Consider the following 20,710-nt stretch of genomic DNA (forward strand, 5'->3'; position numbering starts at 1 on the left):
AGCGGGTTCCCAAACCCTTTCGGCGCTACGACTTGAGGATGATCTTGTTCCTCATGGCCTGCAAATCTTCACAGAGGCTTCGGTCTTCCTTGAGCTTCTTCTCGACCACCTTGATGGAGCTGAGCACGGTGGAGTGATTTCTTCCGCCGAATTCCGCGCCGACCATGGGTGTCGTCATCTCACACATGTCCATGGCAAGATAGATGGCCACATGCCGTGCGAACGCGATGTTCGCCATGCGCCGCGGGCCGATTAGCTCCTCGTGGCTCACATGGTAGAACTCCTCGACCACCGACTGGACGGTATCGATGTGGATCTTCTTGTGCGCCGTATCGAAGTACTCGTTGGCGATCCGGTCTATCTCCTCGCCGGTGAGTTCCCGGCCGCTCTGCTCGCACTCGTACGATTCGCCCGCGCAGCGCTCGCAGAAGCTCTCGAGTTCACGAATGTTGGTGCCGGAGACCTCTGCCATATGGCGGAGTTGCTCGTCGGTGAGCTTCCCGCCGCCGGAACGGAGGGTGTCGAGCAGCGACCCCGTGCCGTCGAGTGCCACGGCTGCCGCTTCTGCCTCGGCGTCTGGCAGCACCGTGTTCTCGTAGTACCGCTTCAGAATCATGTACTTCATCTCGAAGCCGGGTTCCGATACGAGGCAGAGCATGCCGGCGTTGAAGCGGCTCGTGAGGCGCTCATCCATGCCGAGGTTCTTCGGCGCGCGGTCCGACGCGATGGCGATCTTCTTGTTGTTGCGGATGAACTCGTCCATGAGCGAGAAAAAGTTCTCGATGCTCTGCGTCTTGCCGATGATGTTCTGGATGTCGTCGATGATGAGCACGTCGGCGTCGTGGTATTCGCGCAGGATGATGCCCGCGCGGTTCTTCGAGATGGCGAGCTCGCTGATGTAGTCCTCGACATATGTTTGGGAGTTCGCGTACTTCACGCGCAGGTGCGGGCTGTGCTCGTTGAGATAATTCTTGATCGCGAGCAGCAGGTGCGTCTTGCCGAGGCCGCTTTTACCGTAGATGAAGAGCGACGTGCAGGTGCCGGGCTCGTCGGCCATGGCGGCGAAGCGCACGGCGGACTGATAGGCGTGCTTGTTCTCATCGCCGTACACGAAGTTCTCGAACGTGAATTTCGAGTGCACGTGCACCGACTGTTGTTCTTGTTCGGGGGAATCCGGTGTGTGTTCCTCCCTCTTCTTGGCAACTTCGGCCGGTTTCTGCTCGCTTGCATGGACGGCTGAAGTGAGCTGGCGGAACGCATCGGGGGAGAGGACGTTCGTGACCTTGACCTTTCCCGACCCACCTTCGGCGGGGGTGCCGAGCGAAAGGCGATGTGCTTCGTGTGCCTCCGAGGTTACGACCTCGTCGCCGTGCGCGGGCGCGCCCGTGAACGTGGCGGCATCGCCTGAGGCGCCGGCGCGCACGCCGGCATCGCTGCCCGCCGGCGCGGTGGCTTCCGTCTGCTCGTATGTTTCACGTGAAACCACTGCTGGGGCGGGGGCTGTTTCGCTGCGTCGAGGGCTTGGGTCCGCAGCGCCGCGATGGCCTGAGGTGATCGACTCGGGAACCGTTACGTTCAGCGCGAGGGGGCCGAAGGTTATCTCCTCAAGATAGCGCTCTATGATGGCGCGCTGCTTGAGGAGATAAGAGTAGGCGAAACGCGTGGGGGCCTCGATGGTGAGGGACGTTTCGGTGAGTTCGACGGGAACGCACTGGCCAAGAATGTTGATGAGGCGCCCGTCGCGCTCGTCGCGTTCACAGAACGAGATGGTGTCATCGAGGATGATCTTCGCCTCGGTATCCATGGGCTACCCCTTGCTTCCCTATGGTTCGCGGTCCCTGGCTAGTTTTGAGCCCTGTGTTCGGCGATCCACGCCGCCCCCAGCTCGGTGAGGAAGTATTTTCTTCCATGTTTAGTTGCGAAGCCGCACCCGCTCAGTGTAGCAAGCTCGCGCGACCAGGTGGGACCGGAGTGTCCGAACGCGTTCGTGAGCTCGGTGGGCCCGCATTGGCCGTTGGCAACAAGGAAATCCAGAGCTTGTAGGCCTCGTTCCGTGAGGAAGGGCTCGTTTGCACCGCGGTTTTGAACAGTGCCGGCCGCCGCCTGCTGCGCCTGTGTTTCCCCAGCTTGAGGCATATGCTGTTGAATTGTGGAAAACTCTTGACCAGATTGTTGAAAACCCGGTTCGGGTGTTGTCGAAAAGCCCCATCCCATGCCGTAGGGTGGTTGGGCGGGATAACCGTACTGATGCGGGAATCCCGCCTGCTGATACAGACCCGCCTGCGTGTAGGGGGCCGCCTGCTGGAATGATCCTGCCTGCTGTTGAGCGGGCGCTCCTTGGGGGGTTGCCTGCTGATATTGAGCGGGCTGCTGTGGATACGGCGCCTGCTGCTGCGGCCAGGCTCCCGCTTGCTGCGGATACCCTTGTGCCGGCATAGAGCCCGCTCCAGCCGCAAAGCCCTGGCCGGGCACCTGCGCGAACGCTCCTGGTTGATAGAGGTACTGCTCCTGGTAGGGGCTTGGAGCTCCCGCGTACCCGCCTTGGGGGATTCCCCGACCGAGGGATGCCGACGTGAACTGGGTCCCTCGAACGGCCGCCCCTCGCCCGCTGTTCGCTTCGATTTCCGCCACGCGTGCTTGGTCGACGCTTACCGTCACCACGGTTCCAGCGCCCAGATTGTCTTCGATGGAAACCGCGCCGCCTGCATTCTCGAGGTACTGCTGAACCATGGGCAGGCCCGCGCCCGTGCCGCGTATATAGCGCTTCATCGAACGGTTTGCCGAGGTCACGCCGAATTCGAATGCGCGCTCCTTGTCGTTGATCCCCGGCCCCTGGTCCGCGAATCTGATCGTGTTTCCGCCGTCGAGGATGGAGACGATTGGCTCGGTGAAATGGGCGTGGATGAAGTTTTCCACGAGCTCTCGGATGACCATGAGTGAGAGCGACCCGCCCTGCTCTTTCATGCAGCGATAGACGGTGTTAGTGATTTCTTCAAGATAGGAGCGGGGGTCTTTCGGCTGCACTACGATCACGCGCGGTGTGGAAAGCATGTCGTCGTAGATTGCGATGCGTGTGGCAAACACGGTCGACTCACCGGATAGCTCGGCCGCTGCGGCGGTCTCATCCTGGGGTGTTTTCGCTTGGTCGGCGTGGGTTCCAAGTTCAGCGTTCGCCATGTCAGTATGCTCGCCGTCGGATATTCCCGTGATGTGCCTGTTGTCGGGTGCGGGGTCACCTGAATCGACAAAGGGGTAGAAATCGTCGGCCATGAGCAACCATCCTAGTAAACGCCCGCTCGAGATGAATCTGAAGTCTAGGCCTTAGATAGTACCGCATTGAAAGCTTCTGAACCTTTCAACAACTTTTCAAAACGTGTTGAAAACTGAAGAAACGAAGTGAAAAGTTATCCACACAGCTTGATAACCTGTCGAAAACTCATTGAAATCTTCTGAAACGAATAATTCTCACTTCTTGGTGGCGCAAGGCGGTTTGAACGGCATGTGGTAACTTGCAAACAAGTTCTACCTGCTTGTTGACATTCTTGTGCCGTTTTCCCTACAATCTTGAAGCTCACGCGACTTATTTGTTTGTTCAAACAAGCAGGAGGATAGAAATCATGAAGCGTACGTACCAGCCTAATAAGCGCAAGCGTGCCAAGACCCACGGTTTCCGCGCCCGTATGGCCACCAAGGGCGGCCGCGCTGTGCTCGCTCGCCGTCGTGCCAAGGGCCGCAAGCGCCTCACCGTCTAGTTTGCAACGCGCTTGCGCATGAAGACCATTAAAGCCCGGTCGGATTTCGAGCGTGTCTATACACGGGGACGGCGCTATAACCATCCCTTGATGAGAATGGTTATATGTGATGCTGTGAGCGAAGGCGATCCTGGTCGGGTCGCCTTCGCTGCACCTAAGCGTCTTGGAAACGCTGTCTTGAGGAATAGGTCCAAGCGCGTGTTGCGCGAAACGGCGCGCGCGTGCGACTTTCCCGTACCCGGGCATGATGTGATCTTGTTCGCCACCGCAGCGACCCGCGACGCGGCCCCGCAGGATCTTTGCGCGGCGCTTATGCGGCTGTCTGCACGCGCCGGCGTTGGCCGGTAGGGGCATTCATGTTCCGGCGGCTTCTCATTGCTCCCATCAAGGTCTATCAGCGCGTCATTTCCCCTTTGTTGCCCGCCGCTTGCATCTATACGCCCACGTGCTCGCAGTACGCGGTCGAGGCAATCGAGCGATACGGAGTAGGTAAAGGTAGCTGGCTCGCGATTCGTCGCATCATCCGATGCAATCCGTTTCACGGTGGCGGCTACGACCCGGTGCCCTAGGGCTAGGTTAAACGGAGGAAACCATAGATGTGGGATTGGATCGTTCAAATTCTTCTTCAGATCCTGAGGTTCATTCAGGGGTTCGCCTCTGACTGGGGTCTCTCGATCATCATCCTTACCGTCATCGTGCGCCTGATTCTCACGCCGCTTCTGTTGAAGTCGACGAAATCGACGGCGCGCATGCAGGTGCTTCAGCCTAAGCTGATGGAGATCCAGCAGAAGTACGCTGATGATCCGCAGCGTCAGGCCGAGGAGATGCAGAAGTTCTACTCGGAGAACAAGTTCAACCCGCTGGGTGGTTGCCTGCCTCTTCTTATTCAGATGCCCATCCTGCTTGCGCTGTTCACCCTGCTGCGCAACCTTCCTGGGTACATTGGCGAGTCCGGTGTGGTGTTCTCGTTCTACAACATCATGCCCGACCTTACGACTACGCCCGGCGCCCAGTGGGCGAACGGTATCGCCACCGCGCTGCCGTACCTTATTTCGCTGATCCTGTTCGGCATCCTGACGGTTATTCCTTCGTTGTATCAGTCCCATAACCAGACTGGTCAGCAGGCTTCCTCCATGCGCACCATGGCGCTCGTCATGGGCATCATGATGCTCTGGCTTGGTTGGAATCTGCCCGCAGGCGTTTTGCTCTACTACGACGTTTCGTCTCTGTGGCAGGTTGCGCAGCAGGTTTTCGTGACCCGTCGTGTTATGGAGAAGGCTAAGGCCGAGGAGGAGGAGCGCCTGGCGCATGCCCCCATCGAGGTCGATGTGGTGCGCCGTGAGCACAAGGCTCGTCCGCGCAAGAAGAACTAGCTGATAGAAGAGTTACGTAAACCGGTACTTAATTAGGTACCTAAATAAATTTTGGGAGACGTCATGTCTGAGGAACTGCTTGAAATCGAGGAGAATGAGGTCGCGCCGACCTCCCTCGATGAGGTCGTCGGCGAGTATCCCGAGATTGCGCGCAAATATAAGGCGGGCGAGGAACTTACCGATGAGGAGCTCGATACCGTCGCTGATGTTGCGCTGTCTGTGATTCGCAATATTCTGAAGCATTTCGATGCCGAAGATTCCCCTATCGATGAGTATGAGGGCGATGACGGCGAGCTGATCCTCGATGTTACTGCTCCCAATCTGGCTGTACTCATCGGGCGTCACGGTCGTACGCTTGAGTCTCTGCAGACGATGTTCTCTTTGATTGTGAGCCGCCGCCTGGGGTTCCGTTATCCTGTGGTGGTTGATATCGAGGGTTATAAGAGCCGTCGCAATGATAAGGTTACTTCTATGGCCCACTCTGCTGCCGCCCGTGCCGTGCGTCAGCATGGGTCTGTTGCTCTTCCTCCTATGAGTGCCTACGAGCGTCGTCTGGTGCATATCGCGCTTCGCGATAACGCTGCTGTTGAAACACATTCCGAGGGCGTTGATCCCGAGCGTCGAGTTGTTGTGACTGCTCTATAGGAGTTTCTTCTATATTGGTAGTATTAAGGGGTGTGGCTGAGCCGCACCCCTTTTCTATGACAAAAGTTTGTGCTTCAAGAACTATTGGCAGGAGTATATCTATGAGCGAGTCTTCCGTTTCTCACTCAATGCTTGTTGCAGAGCTTGGACAGTATTGGGATCGTTATGCATGCTCACTTCAGGATGGGCAATTGACCACCAAGGTTTCTTCTGATGAACTTGAGCTGTGCGTGGAGCATCTTGAATATGTTCTTAAGGCTAATGAGAACATTAACCTGACTCGCATCACTGATCCACACGAGGCAGCCATCCTACATATCTACGATTCACTTGTTCTTCTGCCATATGTTGATGGTGCCCCTAAGGGTAAGTTGCTTGATATTGGAACCGGGGCTGGTTTTCCCGGGCTTCCGCTTGCTATTACTTCTCACCGTCCTTCTGTCCTCATGGATTCGGTTGGTAAGAAGGTTAAGGTTGTAGAGGCCTGTGCGTCCCAGTTGGATGTAGAGCGAGTCCAAACAGTTCATGAGCGTGTTGAGTCCTACGCTCTTTCTCATCGTGGTGAGTTTTCTGTTGTTGTAGCACGAGCCGTTGCGCATCTTTCTACCCTCGTTGAGTATGCTTCACCGCTTCTGAAGAAAGACGGTCTGCTTATTGTTTCAAAGGGTGTCCCTGCTGCTGATGAAGTATCTGATGGGTCCTATGCGGCTCAGGTTTGTGGTTTCGATGCTCCCACGCGGTATGATCTTTCTCTTCCTGGAAAGCGTGGTGCGCGAGCAATCTTTGTATTTAAGAAATCTCATAAGCCGTCAATGAAGCTCCCTCGTGCTGTCGGGATGGCTAAGAAGCATCCTATTTCTAAGTAGCCCTCACGGAGGTTAATCATTCTGATTGGCCTCTTTTAATTTCAAGCGCTTCTTGACCTTATGCGGTCTCTAGTTGACTTTCTTACTTATAAGTGGCGCTAAGTCATTGGTGGTTGATCATCATTGGTCTGTTTCACGTGAAAACATGGTTTATATTATGCCTTTCCGTAATGAGGTGTTGCCACATATGTTCCTTGCCCCTTTTTGAAGATTTGATTGTAGATTTGTTTCGCAGCTGATGTTACAAATGGATTGAAATAGTTCAGCATGCTTTCATGCAATTTGAATTGCATTTATCCTCAAGGCTGATATATAGATGGATTTTCTTTTCACTGTGCTTCATCTGATCGCTGCATATCCTATTTACTGATTAATCCAGTCAAATCATGTCATTTGTCAAAAGATCAAATTGCGTTGAAAAGAATTGGATTTCATGAAAATCTGTCTATATCCATCAATTGTTCTGCAGGCTTGTAGTTCGTTCAATAAATAAGTAGTTGTCTATAAGTTGTTAGGTGACTGCAGTATTTCAATTTGAAAATTGATTAATTTCCACGTCAGTTCAAGGATTAACGTGCTCAAATCATTAATTCATAGTGCATACAATTATGGTGTTTTCACGTGAAAACAGCTGATGTGGGACGGTTGCTTGAGATCGACCATATTCAGAAGTCTTGTCACAAGGAATTGAACGTTTGCCTAATCAGAAGAACTAGTGAGCAGGATAGCTCACCGGATAAAATCTTGAAATGTTTGGTAGGGAATTCTCAAGAGAAGCCAAATTCATCAGGTTAGCGTCTTGCATGTCCAATCAAGCTGAAACATAATGAATGAACAAGTTAAATGTTTTCACGTGAAAACGCTTCGACCGACCAATATCATTCTTTAACTGCAGTAGGAGGTCAAATGGGGTTCAAAGACGTCCCGCGGGATTCGAACTCGAAGATAAGGATCATTTCAATCATCAATCAAAAAGGTGGCGTTGGGAAAAGCACCACGGCAGTCAATCTGTCAGCAGCGCTTAGCTCAAAGGGTAAAAAGGTCCTGTTGGTTGATTTTGACCCACAGGGAAACAGCACGAGCGGCTTCGGTATAGAAAAAGAAGAGCTCGAGCAGTGTGTATATGATGCACTCATCCATAATGTATCTGCAGAAGAGCTCATTCATGATACAGATTGCGAGCGTGTCTTTGTAATTCCCGCTACGATTCAGCTTGCCGGCGCCGAAATAGAGCTTGTTTCAGCAATGGCACGTGAAACACGATTGAAAGAGTTGCTCGCTCCGGTTCAAAATGAATTTGATTACATCTTTATCGATTGTCCGCCGTCGCTCGGATTGTTGACTATCAACGCTTTGGCAGCGGCAGATAGCGTGCTGATACCGATTCAGTGTGAATACTATGCACTTGAGGGTGTTACGAAACTACTTGAGTCGATGAGAATGGTCAAAGAGCGCATCAATCGCTCGCTTGAAGTGTTTGGCGTGCTCATGACGATGTATGACTCTCGTACTTCGCTTGCAAACCAGGTTGTTGATGAGGTGCGGGCGTACTTTGGCGACAAAGTGTTTGACACGCTGGTTCCTAGAACGGTCAAGATCTCTGAAGCACCGTCATTTGGAATGCCTGTAATCGAATACGCTCCGAGCAACAAGGGTGCAATTGCGTATCTTTCTCTTGCAGATGAGGTGATCGGTCGTGCCTAGCGCAAAGAAGAAATCCGGACTTGGTAAAGGGTTGTCTGCTCTTGTCAGTGAAGCCCAGTATGAAACGGGGCATACATCAGACAATACGATGATTCCGATTCAGGAGATTCATCCAAACCCTAATCAGCCTCGTACTCATTTCAATGAGAAGGAGCTTGGTGAGCTTAGCGAGTCGATCCAGGAGCATGGAGTGCTTCAACCCCTTCTTGTCCGTAAGGATGCGAAGGGATACGAGATCATTGCAGGAGAACGTAGATACCAAGCGGCAACGCTTGCAGGGCTATCCGAGCTACCGGTCATCATTAAAGATGTTGATGATGCTGAGATGCTAACGATTGCACTGATCGAGAATCTTCAGCGCTCCGACTTGAATCCCATCGAAGAGGCAAAGGGTTACAAGCAGCTCATTGAATCAAGCGGGATGACCCAGACTGCTCTTTCAAAGGCGGTCTCGAAGTCGCGCTTCGCAATCAGTAACTCCCTGCGCCTTCTAGATCTTCCAGAGCCAGTCCAGGAGCTCATCTTTGACGGTAAGCTTACTGCTGGTCACGCCAGGGCGATCCTTGCTGTTCCTTATGAAGATGCTCGGATCAAGCTGGCTGAAAAGGTCGTTGCGGAAGGTTTGTCGGTGCGAGCGACAGAACATCTTGCACCACTGTTTTCTGTCGCGGAAACACCGAAAGCCCCTCGTCCCGTTACTCCGCAATCGTATAAGCGTGCAGCAAAGGTGCTTCGCCAGACATTCAACACGAACGTTCGGGTAAAGAATTCACGGGGTAAGAACAAGATTGAGATTGAGTTCAAGGATGAAGAAGACCTGACGCGAATTCTCTCTCAGATTATTGGAGAGCAAGGTGAGTAAGATGAAGCCAGGATTGATTGGTGGTCTGGTTGCTGCTGGAGCTGCAGTAGTTGTGGGCTCAGTAGTTGGCTATATGGTTGCAACAAATCCAGAGCTGAGGGCAAGGCTCGGCCGTGGGGCTCGCGATGCATACGAAACGTCCAAGAAGAAGATCGTAACAATGTCCGAAGACGTTGCTTTGAGGACGGCGCAAATGACCAAGAACCCAAAGATTAATCAGGATTGGGTTGCACACCAGTGGGAAAGCGTTGGGTATTAGGATTGTAGGTTAGGTACCTAACTAACAAAACGTTTACTATAACGTAGCTACAATCTGTAGACCAGCCTTCCCCGCTGCAAGAGAATATGGTTTCACGTGAAACGGGGTGCCAAGCATTTGCCTGACACCCCGTTCCGTTGTAGCGAAATCCGTTCTACTGCGCTCTGTAGGAAGACGAACGACTAAATATCAAAGCTCTCATGAAAGATGAGCGTTAATCTTCCGCTGCTTCAGCTGCCCGCAGGCGGCATCGATGTCACTCCCCCGGGAATTGCGTATCGTGGTTTCCACGCCACGCATCTGAAGCCTGCGTTGCAGCTCTTCAACCTTCTTCATGGGTGACGGCTTAAAGGGGCTGTCGGGAATATCGTTCAGCTGAATGAGATTGACGTGGCACAGCGTGCCCTCGCAGAAGTCGCAGAGCGCGTTCATCTCGGGGTTGGTGTCGTTGATGCCTTCAATCATGGCGAATTCGTAGGTTGGCCTTCTGCCAGTCTTCTCGGTGTACAGCTGCAGCGCCTCATGGAGGCGAACGAGCGTGTACTTCTTAACGCCCGGCATGAGCTGGTTTCGGGTGCTTTGGATGGCAGAGTGAAGCGAAACGGCAAGGGTGAACTGTTCAGGCAAATCGGCAAAAGCGCGGATGTTGGGAATGATTCCGCAGGTAGACACCGTAAGGTGACGCGCACCAATATTGAGGCCGTGCTCGCTGTTGAGCATGCGGAGGGCGCGTACCGTTTCGTTGAAGTTGGCAAACGGCTCTCCCTGTCCCATAAAGACAACGCTCGTAACACGCTCGCCAAGGTCTCTGCTCACGTGAACAACCTGGTCGACCATTTCCTGGGCGGTAAGCGAGCGCGTAAGACCGGCAAGGCCGGTGGCGCAGAACGCGCAGCCCATGTTGCAACCGGCTTGCGTGGAGATGCAAACCGCAAGGCGATTGCGCGAGGGCATTCCAACCGTTTCGACGGCAACGCCGTCGGGGAATTGGAGGAGGTACTTTCGCGAGCCATCCTTAGAAACCTGTTTGACCACCTCTGTTGGCACAGCGAAGACGAAGTGCTCGGCAAGCTGCTCACGGAACGCTTTGGGGAGGTTGGTCATCTCTTCAAACGAACATACGTTCTTTTCAAAGAGCCATTCGTTGAGTTGCTTGGCACGAAACGCAGGTTGGCCAAGCTCGCTCACTACCTGCGAAAGTTCCTTAGGGGAAAGGGTTCTGATGTCGGGAAGATGGTGGGTGCGCTCCATACGAGGCCTTTCTGCGAAACGTTTGATAGCACACGGGTGCAAGTTGCGTACATACCTATACAATAAGGGAAGTTATGCCCGCTGATGGGGTGGGAGAAAAAACACCAGGAAGGGGAGCCGGCAATGTCTGAGTATAAGCCGGATGAGCTGTGCGTAGCAGTGCTCGCAGGTGGTATATCCGATGAGCGGGAAATCTCGTTCTCGTCGGGCAAGAATGTCATGGCGGCTCTGGCAGAAGCCGGATACACGCATGTTGAGATGCTCGATCCGGCAGACGATGACTTCCTGGTGAAGCTTTCGGAGGGGTCTTACGACGTTGCCTTTATCGCCCTGCATGGTCGTGGTGGCGAGGATGGCATGATTCAGAGCATTTTGGAATACCTCGGTATCCCGTACACGGGATCTGGCGTGATCGCGAGCGCGTGCGCGGCAGACAAGGATGTTGCCAAGGCGATCTACCAGCGCGCCGGTATTCCGACGGCGCGCGGCATCACCATCAAGCGCGACGATAACGTATGTATTGCGGACATCGTCGACGAGGTTGGCAGCGAGTGCTTCGTGAAACCCGCGGTGAACGGGTCGAGTTACGGCGTCACCTATGTGAAGGATGAGTCGGAATTGCTCGACGCCCTGGAAACCGCGTTCGAGTGCGACGAGAAAGCCCTCGTGGAAGAGCGGCTTGTGGGCACCGAGATTACGGTCGGTGTGTTGGGCGATCCCCCGCGGGCCCTGCCCATCGTCGAAATCCTCCCCCAAGAGGGTTCGGAATTCTACGATCTTGATGTGAAGTACATCGACCCAACGCTCGTTCACCGTATCCCAGCTGCGATTTCTCCGAAAGACTACCATCGCGCCGAGGAATATGCGGTGGCCGCACACGAAGCCCTTGGCTGCAAGGGGTTCTCGCGTTCGGATTTCATCGTGGGAGAGCACGGAACGACGATTCTCGAGACCAACACGATTCCGGGAATGACCGATACCTCGCTCTTTCCCGACGAGGCACGCCATGCAGGCATGCCGTTCAGCGCGGTATGCGACGAGCTCATTCATATCGCCCTTGAGGGCGCGGAGGAATAATGCCCGAACAACACGAAAGCATCCCGGCTATCGAGGATGCGGTCATGCCCGGTACGCCGCGGTTCGTTATCGAGGCGTACCGGACCCTTGCTGAACGCGCGAAGGAGCGCGAGTTTGGCCTCATCGAGGAGGATGTGGTCATTCTCGATACCGAGACCACGGGGTTGTCTCCGCAGGAGAACGAACTCATCGAGATTTCGGCAGCAGTGCTCTCGGGGCGTGAGATAACCGACCGCTTCGACACCTTCGTGCATCCCACGACGCTGATTCCTGCCGAGATTACCGAGCTCACGGGGATTACGAACGCGGATGTTGCCCATGCCCCCGATGCTCGCACCGCCGTGGCCCAGCTTGCCGAGTTCGTGGGCGGGCGTCCGGTGGTCGCGCATAACGCAACGTTCGACCGTACTTTCATCGAGTCGGTCAAAGGCGGCGTAGACGTGAGCTCCATCTGGATCGACTCGCTCGCCCTCTCGCGCATCGCGCTGCCCCGGCTCGCATCGCACAAGCTTTCGTATATTGCCGAGGTCTTCGGATGCAGCGCGGTTTCGCACCGGGCAACGGATGACGTCGATGCGCTTGCAGGGGTGTGGCGTGTTCTGCTTACGGCTCTGGCGGACCTTCCAGAGGGATTGCTGGGCCTGCTTGCGAACTCGCACCCCGATGTTCCATGGACGTACCGCCCCATCTTCTCCTATCTCGCCCAAGAGAAGCCGGACGCTGTGTTCTCGCTCGAGGCGGCCCGCACCCGCGTGATCAGTGACGAGCCGTCTGTTGAGCACATAGACGCCGACGATCTGCCGTCGCTCGAGGTACCGCGCCGCGATCAGGTGGAAGCGAGCTACGCCCCGGGTGGCCTGGTGAGCTCGATGTATCCAACGTACGAGCCCCGCGCCGAGCAGGTCGAGATGGCCTGCGAGGTGCGCGACGCCTTGGCAACCTCCACCCATCGAGTCATCGAGGCGGGTACCGGCGTGGGAAAGTCCATGGCCTATCTCATTCCGTTTGCAGAGACGGCAAAGCGCAACGGCATCACCGTGGGCATCGCAACGAAATCAAACAACCTGGCCGACCAGCTCATGTACCACGAGCTGCCCAAACTCAGCGAGGCGCTTGAGGGAGGGCTATCGTACTGCGCACTCAAGGGGTTTGACCACTACCCCTGCCTGCGCAAGCTTGAGCGCTTGGTGAGAAGCCATTCGGACATCGTGACCACGCGCGACCCGGCGGATACGCTCACCGCTATGGCCGTCATCTACGCATATGTATGCCAGAGCCCTTCGGGCGACCTCGATGCGCTGGGCATTCGTTGGAAAAGCGTGAACAGGCAGGACCTCACCACGGGTTCGCGCGAGTGCGCGCGCAGGCTTTGTCCGTTCTTTCCCCATAAATGCCTGGTACACGGGGCACGCATTCGCGCTGCCCGCGCCGATGTCGTGGTGACGAACCACTCGCTGCTGTTCAGAAATGTTGCGGCAGATGGCAAAATACTGCCTCCCATCAGGCATTGGGTGGTCGATGAGGCCCATGCGGTCGAGAAGGAGGCCAGGCGCCAGTGGGCCGTCTGCGTCTCTGCCGACGATAGCAGGCAGGTGTTCGAACGCATGGGTGGCAAAGATGCGGGTGTGCTCGGTCGCCTCTCCCATGAGCTGGCAGGGCGCGACGGCTCGACGCTGTACATGGGCCTTGTGTCGCGTTGCATCTCAACAGCGAACCGTGCCTCGCTTACGATGGCCGAGGCATTCAGCGGCGCGCGCGAGTTCGCCAAGACCGTAAGAAGCGGCGGCTATGACCAGGTGAATATTTGGATCGGCCCTGAGGTTCGAGAGAGCGACGACTGGTCCTTCCTGGCAAGCTCGCTTCTCACCGCAATCGACGCGCTCGAGGAGACCGTAAAGGCCCTGCATGCGCTTGCGGAGAATCTCGCGCAGGATTCACCCGAACTCGCTGCGGATCCGGCGGATCTTGAGCGCCGCGTGCGTGAGCTGTTCGATGGGCTCAAGCTTATCGCTGAGGGTACAGACGATCGCTACGTCTACTCCCTGCAGGTCAACCGCAGGTTGCGCGCGGGCGGCGAGGCGTTCACCGCAGAGCGCCTCGATATCGGGGAGACGCTTGCCGAGCAATGGCTTCCCGAGATCCATACGGCGATATTCACTTCGGCGACGATGTCGGTCTCGGGTGGGTTTAAGCACTTTGAGCATGCCGTAGGGTTGGACCGCCTGCCGTCGGGCTCGTACAAGTCGCTTCACCTCGATTCGAGCTACGACTTTGAGTCGAATATGGCGGTCGTCGTGGCAGGTGACCTGCCTGACCCGCGCAACCGGGATGCGTATATCTCGGCGCTCGAGGACCTGCTCTTCGACGTTCACGTTGCCATGTCTGGTTCCGTGCTCACCCTCTTCACCAACCGGCGCGATATGGAGGAGCTCTTTGATTTGGTGGCGCCCCGCCTTGCCGCGGAGGGTTTGGAGCTGGCATGCCAGAAGCGCATGAGCTCGCCGCGCCGGTTGCGAGATCATTTCGTTTCGGAGAAATCCTCATCTCTGTTCGCGCTCAAGGCGTTCTGGGAGGGTTTCGATGCCTCGGGCGATACGTTGCGCTGCGTGGTCATTCCGAAGCTGCCCTTTACGAGTCCCACCGATCCGCTTTCGTGTGAGCGGGCGCTGCGCGAGGAGCGTGCATGGGCGAGATACTCGCTGCCGGATGCGGTGCTCGAGGTCAAGCAGGCTGCAGGACGTCTAATTCGCTCTTCAAGCGACACGGGCGTGCTCGTGCTGGCGGATTCTCGGCTCGTGAGCAAGGGATATGGCAAGAAGTTTCTCAATTCGCTTCCCACGTCCTCGTACCAGCGTATCGAGGCGAAGCGTGTGGGGGCGTACCTCTCGCTGTGGCGCCGCGCGCACGAGCACGGGCGCTCCTAGGGAAACGCTGACTTCACCATCGAGGGCGAACGTGATTGCAACTTTTAGGCACTTCGCGGCGAAGGGCCCGGGTAGCTGCGCCGCGGCCGGGAGGACGCATGCCCCATGACCAGTGCTTTTACTTTCTCCCCGCTCGCCCGTATTTGCCGTGCGCGTCGCGAAGTGCCCAAAAGTTGAAAGCTCGACGCCGGGCGCCTCCCGACTCGTCTGCCAGACGTCTCCGGCACCCGGTAATCAGCGCTTTCCGAGGGAATCGCTGATTACTGCTTTTGGCACGCCGCGGAGGCGTTCCCTCGCCGACCCTGTCCTGCGAGATGGGGCGACTACGGGGCGACGTTTCCCTGGGAGAGCTCTTGTGCATAGCGGAGCAACTGCTCGCGCCATGCTGTAGGCTCCACGATCTTCATGTCTCCCCCGGCTGCAAGTACTTGGTCGAACAGCCAGGAAACAGTGCTTACGCGCACTGCGACGCGTAAGCGGCATGGGTCTTGCGGGGACGGCGATACATCGACCACGCCCGACCACGACGAAAAATCATCGCTCGATGCGGGACATTCGACGGTCACGATGGTGCCCGTCTGTGCGAGATGGTCCTCGACGGTGAGGTCGCTCGGCTCGCGACGGCCGATGGAGTCATCGGTGAGTTCGACATCACTGATGCGGTCCAGGCGATATCGCCGCTCCGCATCTTTCTCGACGTTCCACGCTACGAGGTAGGCATAGTCGTCAAACGCTTCGAAGGCGATCGGGTCGATAAGGCGCGGCATGGGCTGGGCGTCTGTCTGCGCTCGGTACAGGATGCGGCACCGAACCCCGTCTTCGATGGCCTCGGAGAGCTCCTGGTAGAACGGGCCGTATGTGCGCGCGGTCGCAAGGAGTGGCTGCTGGTTGCCTGCCTCGATACCTGGAGCGATGAGGGCGCGTTCAAGACGTTTGGAGAGGTTGGGGTCGAGTTCCAGGGCATGGATCACGTGGGCGAGGGCCACGCTCTCTCCCGCCGTAAGGCGCAGCGGCCGCATGCGCGCCGCATCCCCTTCAAGGACGATCGAATCGCCTTGTCGGTAAGCGATCGCGCGGGCTCCCCCTTGCCGGTCGGCAAGGGTGGAGAGCAGGTCAAGATACCCGTCGAGCTCTTCGTCGGTGCATGCGAGCGCCCGGCGCATCTCGGCTGCACTAAGGCGGTGGCCCGGAGCAGCTGTGAGCGCTTCGAGCATCCAGAGGGCGTTGGTCACCCGATCGCTATGCGCCATGTGCCTCAACCACCTTATCGATCATGCGCTTCCATGCGTCAACGAATGCCTGCGGGGCCACAGGGCGCAGCCCCTCCCGTGCATGGCTGAGGGCAAACGAGGCGGCAGCATCAATATCCCGCACCTCGATAGTCCATTGCCAGGAGCCGGCTTCTGCGAGGGCTACCTCTCCGCGTCCATGGGTGCATGCGAGTACCGCTGCCCGAGGCATGGAGGCGGGTAGCGAGAACTGCGCCTGCACCGATTCACCCTCGCCGAAATCGAAGGGGAGAAAGACGTAGTCCTTAATGGAAAACGTGTTGGGGATGTTGTAGGTGCCCTTTGGACGCCAGACCTTTTCGATGCGGTCGGTGCGAAAGGTGCGGATGCTTTGGCTTGCGTCGTCGAGGCCGGTAACGTAGGCGCAGCCCTCATGGCTGAAGATTCCATATATGGCAAGGCTGCGCTTTGATGCTTCGCCGCGCGCGTTGCGGTACGAGAACGTGATCTTCTTGTGCGTGGCGAAGGCGCTCCAAAGTGCATCGAGAATGGGGTCGAAGGCGTTGGCGGTCTGTTCGTCCCGTGTTTGCGGCGTGCTGCCCTCAGCAAGCTCGAGGGCCTTGTCGCGCACCGACCGTAGTGGGCGGCCAAGTGGCGTCGCCTGCCCCTCAAGATATTCATCTATCGCTGCGGCAAGCGTTTGCGCATCGCCCCTCGTAACGATACCGCCTGTTGCGAAGGTATTCTCGCGGTCGAGCTTCCAGTAGCTCTCCTCGCTTTCGGCGGCGCCCAACGGCTTCGCTTCAACGATTTGAATGCCCTGCTCGGCGAGCTTCGCACGATCACGGCGAAACTTGCGAAGGTCCGAGTCGCGCTGAGGAGACCCATAGCCCAGATCGGAGTCCGAGACGATCTCTTCCGTAGAGAGCGCTCGCGTAGAGGCGTTGAAGATAAAAAACAGGTTGAGGAGGCGTTGCGCCGAGGTGTCCCCGGCTATGGCCTGCGCTTCGTCATACGATGGCACGAATACCCTCCCTTTCTCGCATCCATTCTACATGAGGCCCCCGGGCGACGTGTTATGGAGATAGAAGGTGCAAATGGGTCTGTGAGCGCATATAACCTGCGGTAACGCAGCGGCGTTTTCAGAGTAGCGGTATACTTTCCAGAATACGGACGCATTATCTGCATGTTCTTATGCGTTGTGACCGCGACTATCGAACAGGGACAGGGAAAGCTGATGGCCACCACCCGTAAATATTTGAACCATCTACTCCAGAACACAGGGATCACTCCCGCGTGCAGCGAGGAAGAGCGAGCCGCTGCGGAAGATATCGCCCGCATCTTCTCCAACCATGGCTTTGAGCCGGAGGTTCAGGAGTTCAATGCCTCGGGCACCCCGAAGGTTGTGCTCGCCGCCTTGGGTATCGCGCTCTTTGTGGGCGCGGTGCTCATGGGTATTGGCGGCGTGGTGGGGATCATTGGACTTCTGCTCACGGTCGCCGTGGGCGTGGTGTACGTGCTGGAGCGTATGGGCAAGCTGTCGTTTGCGGGGCTCGGTGCATCCGGCCTCTCCCAGAACGTCATCGCCTATCACAAGGCGTCCGGCCCGCTCGCGTCGCCGCGCAACCGCCCGGTGGTCGTTGTCGCTCATTACGATTCGCCGCGCGCCGACCTGTTCTCGCAGCTCCCCTATGCGACGTACAAGCCCATCATCGTCAAGCTCATGCCCTATATGATGGTGGTCCCCGCGGTGCTCGCCATCATTCGCTTGCTGCCGTTCCCGGGTGGCGCGAAGGTCGTGTTCTGGCTGCTCGCGATCGTAGCGGCCCTTATTCCGCTTGCTCATGCGGTGGGTATCATCGCGAACCGGTTCATTCTCCCGTATACCTCGGGTTCGATTTGCAACAAATCGTCCGTTGCCGCCATGCTCGGCGTGATGGATGCCGTTGCCCCGTTCGAGCACGGCGAGGAGTTCCCGAACGACGTTCCCTTCGAGGATTATTTCTCCGAGCAGGTTCGCATGGCTCAGGCAGCCGAGGTCGAGGCAGCGGTGGCCTCGGGAGACCTTCCCGAGGAGGCGCTCGATGAGGTTGCGGGCGTAGCCGCCGGCGACCAGGCGGAGGTTGCGGAAGGCCAGGCTGGGGCGCAGGACGATCAGGGGCTCGGCGCCACGCTTGCCGGAACTGCGGCGCTTTCGCTCGATGATCTCGAGGCCGGCCAGGCCGAGCTCTCGGGTAATGCTGTCCCGGAGGCCACTGATGCGATGGGCGCCACCGCGGCCATGGCTCCGGTGGATGCCGTCGCAGGTGCGGCCGTGGATGCCGCAGCCGCTGTCGCGGATGCTGGCGCGGCCGCTGCCGGTGCGGTTCAGGGTGCCGACGATGCCGTTGCCGCCCAGGCGAGTGAATCCGATTCTGCTGGCGCTACGGTCACCATGCCCGTGGTCGATGGTGGTGCGAACGATGAGCGCGTGGCCGAGGGCGCAGCTGCAGAGCATGGTGCCGATGAGGCTCCGGCCGACGATCTTGCGGATGAGCCTGCTGAGCTTGAAGACGAAGGCTCTTCGGAGGAAGCAGAGGATGAAGCTTCCGCGCCGAGCGTTATCAACGCCTATGGTAATTACCGCTACGGTATCGATGTGATTCGCGCCATCGGCATGGTTCCCGAGAGCTGCGCCATCGAGTACGACCTCACTGAACCCGAGCCGGCGCCCGAGGCCGAGGCGGACGTTGCGGTCGATGAGAGTGAGCCTCTCGATCATGAGCAGGACGATGAGTTCTCCGATCAGACTGATGAAGAGCTCCCGCCGCTCGAGGACGAGTTCGAAGGCTACGCTTCCGATGAGGACGCCTATGCCGATGCCGACGATTACGGGTTTGAAGACTACGGCGACTATGACGATGATGCCTTCGCGCCGGTCCCGGTGGATCACGGGGCCGGGGCGCACCCCGCCGGCGCTGCTGCGGGTCTCGCCGAGACGCTTTCTGCTGTTGGTGCCCGTGCATCGCGGTTCTTCGATGGTGCGCTGCGCAAGGGGCGGAGCATGCTTGATTCCGTGACGTCTCATGGACAGGGCGATGCTTCCAACGAAGAGCTCGAGCACGATGAGACCGCTGCTGAGGCGAGCGCGCCAACGGTAGACGCTGCGGCTGACAGCTTCGCCCCTGCGGCGGAGGATGCTCCCGTTACTGCCGACGCCGCGGAGAGCGGTGCCCCCGAGAGCGCGGCTGCGGAAGACGAGCAGGTTGCCGGTGTGGCCGATTCGGATGAGGGATCGTCTGTCGCGGGCGGTGCGACCCAGCGTTTCTCGGTAGCCGATGCCGCTTCGCCCGATCAGCCCGAAGCTTCGGGTGCCCAAGGGTCTTCCGGGTTCGACCCCGATGCAACGATTGCCCAGACGAGGTCCTTCCCCGTCCAAGATGTCGCTGCGGCGCCGTCGCAGGCGTCTGACGCGGGTGCCGAGCAGGTTGAGACCGTCGACTCCCTGATGGCGCAGATTACCGCCCCGCGTCGCACCGCGCCGCAGCCCGCGCCTCAGAACCGGGCGTTCAGCATGGTCCCCGATCCTGCGGCTCCCTCGGTCAACCAGATGTCGACGGTCAACAGGTCCTCGCTCTTCGATTTGCCGGATCCGTCTACGACCCCGGTTGATCCGTTTGTGACCGAGCCTGCTGAGCCGGCAGCGCCTGCCAACCAGGATGCAACCCCGGCGCCCGCCCAGAGCGCGTTCAGCGTGATTTCGTCCGATCAGGACCATGTCGCTGACTACGGCCAGGATGGCGGTTTTGGTTACAGCGACGGATATGGTGCCGATACCTACGAGCGCGATGACAGCGTGTTTGAGACCATCACCGCCGACGCTCCAGAGCCTCTGGCGGCAACCGGTCGTGCGAAGAGCGGGAAGCGCGGTCTCGGAAAGCTCTTCCATCGTAAGAAGCAGGACGAGTCGAGCATGAGCGACTGGCTTGGCGTCGACGATGATTTCGATGCGAAGCGCTCTGGCCGCGATATCGGGTCTTGGGATAATTTCGAAGGCGATGACTGGAAGGGTGGCGCCACCAGCTCGAACGGCGCTTCGCAGGAAGATCTGCGCGACGCTGTGACCTCGATGGGCGACGACGAGCTTCTCGGCCATGACATCTGGTTCGTGGCAACGGGTGCTTCCGAGCTCGATAATGCCGGTATCCAGGCGTTCCTCGATACGCATCGCGATAAGCTGCGCGGCGTGTTCCTCATCAATCTCGAGAGCATCGGCGCGGGCGAGCCGGTTATGCTCGCAACCGAGGGTGGAGAAGGCGGCAAGCGCGTGCTCAAGGGCGACAAGCGCATCATGAACCTTGTCCGCCGCGTGTCTGGCGCCTTCCATCGAGAGTTCGCAAGCGTCGAGATGCCCTACCTCACGACCGATGCCTACCGTGCCATGAGCATGAGCCTGCGCTCGCTCACGATCGCCGGCGTTGAGGGCAACCACCTCGCCTGCTCGCATTCCGAGGACGATCTGCCGTATCGCGTCAACGAGAAGAACGTCAGGCTCGTTGCCGATGTTGTCACGGAGGTCATCAGGAGGTCCTAAGAAGAGCACCGTGCTCGCATGTCTCGAATGGCAATGACGGGGCGCCGATACCCTAGGGGTGTCGGCGCCCTGTTTCATTCATGGGCTATCAACCCTGTCGGTTCATTTTGGGACGGGTTCAAAATGAACCATTTTGGGTGTTGGCGTCCCGTTTCATTCAAGGGTCCCCAACCCTGTGGCACGTTCCGCGCACCA

Annotated in this window: 17 protein-coding genes; 12 read left to right on the forward strand and 5 right to left on the reverse strand. The window is 57.7% G+C overall.

Features of this window, described 5'->3' with window-relative positions; all coding sequences use genetic code 11:
- Nucleotides 1–25: 25 nt before the first annotated feature.
- Together HGEM_RS00355 and HGEM_RS00360 are read right to left on the reverse strand one after the other, a co-directional pair.
- A complete protein-coding gene (locus tag HGEM_RS00355) occupies nt 26–1,804 on the reverse strand; it encodes a DnaA ATPase domain-containing protein (RefSeq protein ID WP_019127406.1) in 1,779 nt (592 codons plus the stop codon).
- A gap of 38 nt (nt 1,805–1,842) precedes the next feature.
- Complete coding sequence (locus HGEM_RS00360; RefSeq protein WP_019127407.1) at nt 1,843–3,270, reverse strand: ATP-binding protein; 1,428 nt, start codon at nt 3,268–3,270, stop codon at nt 1,843–1,845.
- A 347-nt stretch (nt 3,271–3,617) separates the two neighbouring features.
- On the opposite strand from HGEM_RS00360, the gene rpmH reads away from it, so the two are divergent.
- From rpmH to HGEM_RS00405, 9 genes are all read left to right on the forward strand, one after another.
- On the forward strand, nt 3,618–3,752 hold the full coding sequence (gene rpmH, locus HGEM_RS00365; RefSeq protein ID WP_019127408.1) for a 50S ribosomal protein L34: 135 nt from the start codon (nt 3,618–3,620) through the stop codon (nt 3,750–3,752).
- 18 nt (nt 3,753–3,770) lie between these two features.
- The gene (gene rnpA, locus HGEM_RS00370) at nt 3,771–4,100 is read left to right on the forward strand and encodes a ribonuclease P protein component (protein ID WP_035100484.1); all 330 of its coding nucleotides are present in this window, start codon (nt 3,771–3,773) and stop codon (nt 4,098–4,100) included.
- Between the two features lie 8 nt (nt 4,101–4,108).
- Complete coding sequence (yidD, locus tag HGEM_RS00375; protein WP_019127410.1) at nt 4,109–4,321, forward strand: membrane protein insertion efficiency factor YidD; 213 nt, start codon at nt 4,109–4,111, stop codon at nt 4,319–4,321.
- Between the two features lie 27 nt (nt 4,322–4,348).
- Complete coding sequence (locus HGEM_RS00380) at nt 4,349–5,125, forward strand: YidC/Oxa1 family membrane protein insertase (RefSeq protein WP_019127411.1); 777 nt, start codon at nt 4,349–4,351, stop codon at nt 5,123–5,125.
- Nucleotides 5,126–5,188: 63 nt separating this feature from the next.
- Nucleotides 5,189–5,770, forward strand: coding sequence for a Jag family protein (locus HGEM_RS00385; protein ID WP_019127412.1), 582 nt, complete (start codon nt 5,189–5,191; stop codon nt 5,768–5,770).
- Between the two features lie 101 nt (nt 5,771–5,871).
- Nucleotides 5,872–6,636, forward strand: a complete 765-nt coding sequence (gene rsmG, locus HGEM_RS09865) for a 16S rRNA (guanine(527)-N(7))-methyltransferase RsmG (protein ID WP_195891224.1) — start codon at nt 5,872–5,874, stop codon at nt 6,634–6,636.
- 906 nt (nt 6,637–7,542) lie between these two features.
- Nucleotides 7,543–8,340: a ParA family protein gene (locus tag HGEM_RS00395; protein ID WP_019127416.1), complete on the forward strand. Its 798-nt coding sequence runs from the start codon at nt 7,543–7,545 to the stop codon at nt 8,338–8,340.
- Nucleotides 8,333–9,202, forward strand: coding sequence for a ParB/RepB/Spo0J family partition protein (locus HGEM_RS00400; protein WP_019127417.1), 870 nt, complete (start codon nt 8,333–8,335; stop codon nt 9,200–9,202). Before HGEM_RS00395 ends, HGEM_RS00400 begins: the two co-directional genes overlap by 8 nt.
- 1 nt (nt 9,203) lies before the next feature.
- Nucleotides 9,204–9,461 (forward strand): hypothetical protein, encoded by a 258-nt coding sequence (locus tag HGEM_RS00405; RefSeq protein WP_019127418.1) that lies wholly within the window; start codon nt 9,204–9,206, stop codon nt 9,459–9,461.
- 198 nt (nt 9,462–9,659) lie between these two features.
- On the opposite strand, the gene rlmN is transcribed toward HGEM_RS00405, so the two are convergent.
- Nucleotides 9,660–10,712, reverse strand: coding sequence for a dual-specificity RNA methyltransferase RlmN (gene rlmN / locus HGEM_RS00410; RefSeq protein ID WP_019127419.1), 1,053 nt, complete (start codon nt 10,710–10,712; stop codon nt 9,660–9,662).
- Nucleotides 10,713–10,835: 123 nt separating this feature from the next.
- On the opposite strand from rlmN, the gene HGEM_RS00415 reads away from it, so the two are divergent.
- Together HGEM_RS00415 and HGEM_RS00420 are read left to right on the forward strand one after the other, a co-directional pair.
- Complete coding sequence (locus tag HGEM_RS00415; RefSeq protein WP_019127420.1) at nt 10,836–11,789, forward strand: D-alanine--D-alanine ligase family protein; 954 nt, start codon at nt 10,836–10,838, stop codon at nt 11,787–11,789.
- A complete protein-coding gene (locus HGEM_RS00420) occupies nt 11,789–14,713 on the forward strand; it encodes a helicase C-terminal domain-containing protein (protein WP_019127421.1) in 2,925 nt (974 codons plus the stop codon). Before HGEM_RS00415 ends, HGEM_RS00420 begins: the two co-directional genes overlap by 1 nt.
- 323 nt (nt 14,714–15,036) lie before the next feature.
- Here the strand turns inward: HGEM_RS00420 and HGEM_RS00425 are convergent, their stop codons facing one another.
- Both HGEM_RS00425 and HGEM_RS00430 read right to left on the reverse strand, forming a co-directional pair.
- Nucleotides 15,037–15,963 carry a helix-turn-helix transcriptional regulator gene (locus HGEM_RS00425; protein WP_019127422.1) on the reverse strand — a complete coding sequence of 309 codons (927 nt, stop codon included), beginning with the start codon at nt 15,961–15,963 and terminating at the stop codon, nt 15,037–15,039.
- Nucleotides 15,953–16,966: a helix-turn-helix transcriptional regulator gene (locus HGEM_RS00430; RefSeq protein ID WP_019127423.1), complete on the reverse strand. Its 1,014-nt coding sequence runs from the start codon at nt 16,964–16,966 to the stop codon at nt 15,953–15,955. Before HGEM_RS00430 ends, HGEM_RS00425 begins: the two co-directional genes overlap by 11 nt.
- A gap of 213 nt (nt 16,967–17,179) precedes the next feature.
- Between HGEM_RS00430 and HGEM_RS00435 the strand changes: the two genes are divergently transcribed.
- Nucleotides 17,180–20,515, forward strand: a complete 3,336-nt coding sequence (locus HGEM_RS00435; protein ID WP_019127424.1) for a hypothetical protein — start codon at nt 17,180–17,182, stop codon at nt 20,513–20,515.
- Nucleotides 20,516–20,710 lie beyond the last annotated feature (195 nt).

Origin of the sequence: Enorma massiliensis phI (genome assembly GCF_000311845.1) — a bacterium.
Taxonomy (GTDB): Bacteria; Actinomycetota; Coriobacteriia; order Coriobacteriales; family Coriobacteriaceae; genus Enorma; species Enorma massiliensis.

Excerpts from the sequence above, each read along its gene's own strand:
- rpmH (WP_019127408.1), top strand. The coding sequence starts at position 3,618 with ATGAAGCGTACGTACCAGCCTAATAAGCGCAAGCGTGCCAAGACCCAC.
- HGEM_RS00425 (WP_019127422.1), bottom strand. The coding sequence starts at position 15,963 with ATGGCGCATAGCGATCGGGTGACCAACGCCCTCTGGATGCTCGAAGCG.
- HGEM_RS00385 (WP_019127412.1), top strand. The coding sequence starts at position 5,189 with ATGTCTGAGGAACTGCTTGAAATCGAGGAGAATGAGGTCGCGCCGACC.
- HGEM_RS00355 (WP_019127406.1), bottom strand. The coding sequence starts at position 1,804 with ATGGATACCGAGGCGAAGATCATCCTCGATGACACCATCTCGTTCTGT.
- yidD (WP_019127410.1), top strand. The coding sequence starts at position 4,109 with ATGTTCCGGCGGCTTCTCATTGCTCCCATCAAGGTCTATCAGCGCGTC.
- HGEM_RS00395 (WP_019127416.1), top strand. The coding sequence starts at position 7,543 with ATGGGGTTCAAAGACGTCCCGCGGGATTCGAACTCGAAGATAAGGATC.
- HGEM_RS00380 (WP_019127411.1), top strand. The coding sequence starts at position 4,349 with ATGTGGGATTGGATCGTTCAAATTCTTCTTCAGATCCTGAGGTTCATT.
- rlmN (WP_019127419.1), bottom strand. The coding sequence starts at position 10,712 with ATGGAGCGCACCCACCATCTTCCCGACATCAGAACCCTTTCCCCTAAG.
- HGEM_RS00415 (WP_019127420.1), top strand. The coding sequence starts at position 10,836 with ATGTCTGAGTATAAGCCGGATGAGCTGTGCGTAGCAGTGCTCGCAGGT.
- rsmG (WP_195891224.1), top strand. The coding sequence starts at position 5,872 with ATGAGCGAGTCTTCCGTTTCTCACTCAATGCTTGTTGCAGAGCTTGGA.
- HGEM_RS00420 (WP_019127421.1), top strand. The coding sequence starts at position 11,789 with ATGCCCGAACAACACGAAAGCATCCCGGCTATCGAGGATGCGGTCATG.
- HGEM_RS00435 (WP_019127424.1), top strand. The coding sequence starts at position 17,180 with ATGGCCACCACCCGTAAATATTTGAACCATCTACTCCAGAACACAGGG.
- HGEM_RS00405 (WP_019127418.1), top strand. The coding sequence starts at position 9,204 with ATGAAGCCAGGATTGATTGGTGGTCTGGTTGCTGCTGGAGCTGCAGTA.
- HGEM_RS00360 (WP_019127407.1), bottom strand. The coding sequence starts at position 3,270 with ATGGCCGACGATTTCTACCCCTTTGTCGATTCAGGTGACCCCGCACCC.
- rnpA (WP_035100484.1), top strand. The coding sequence starts at position 3,771 with ATGAAGACCATTAAAGCCCGGTCGGATTTCGAGCGTGTCTATACACGG.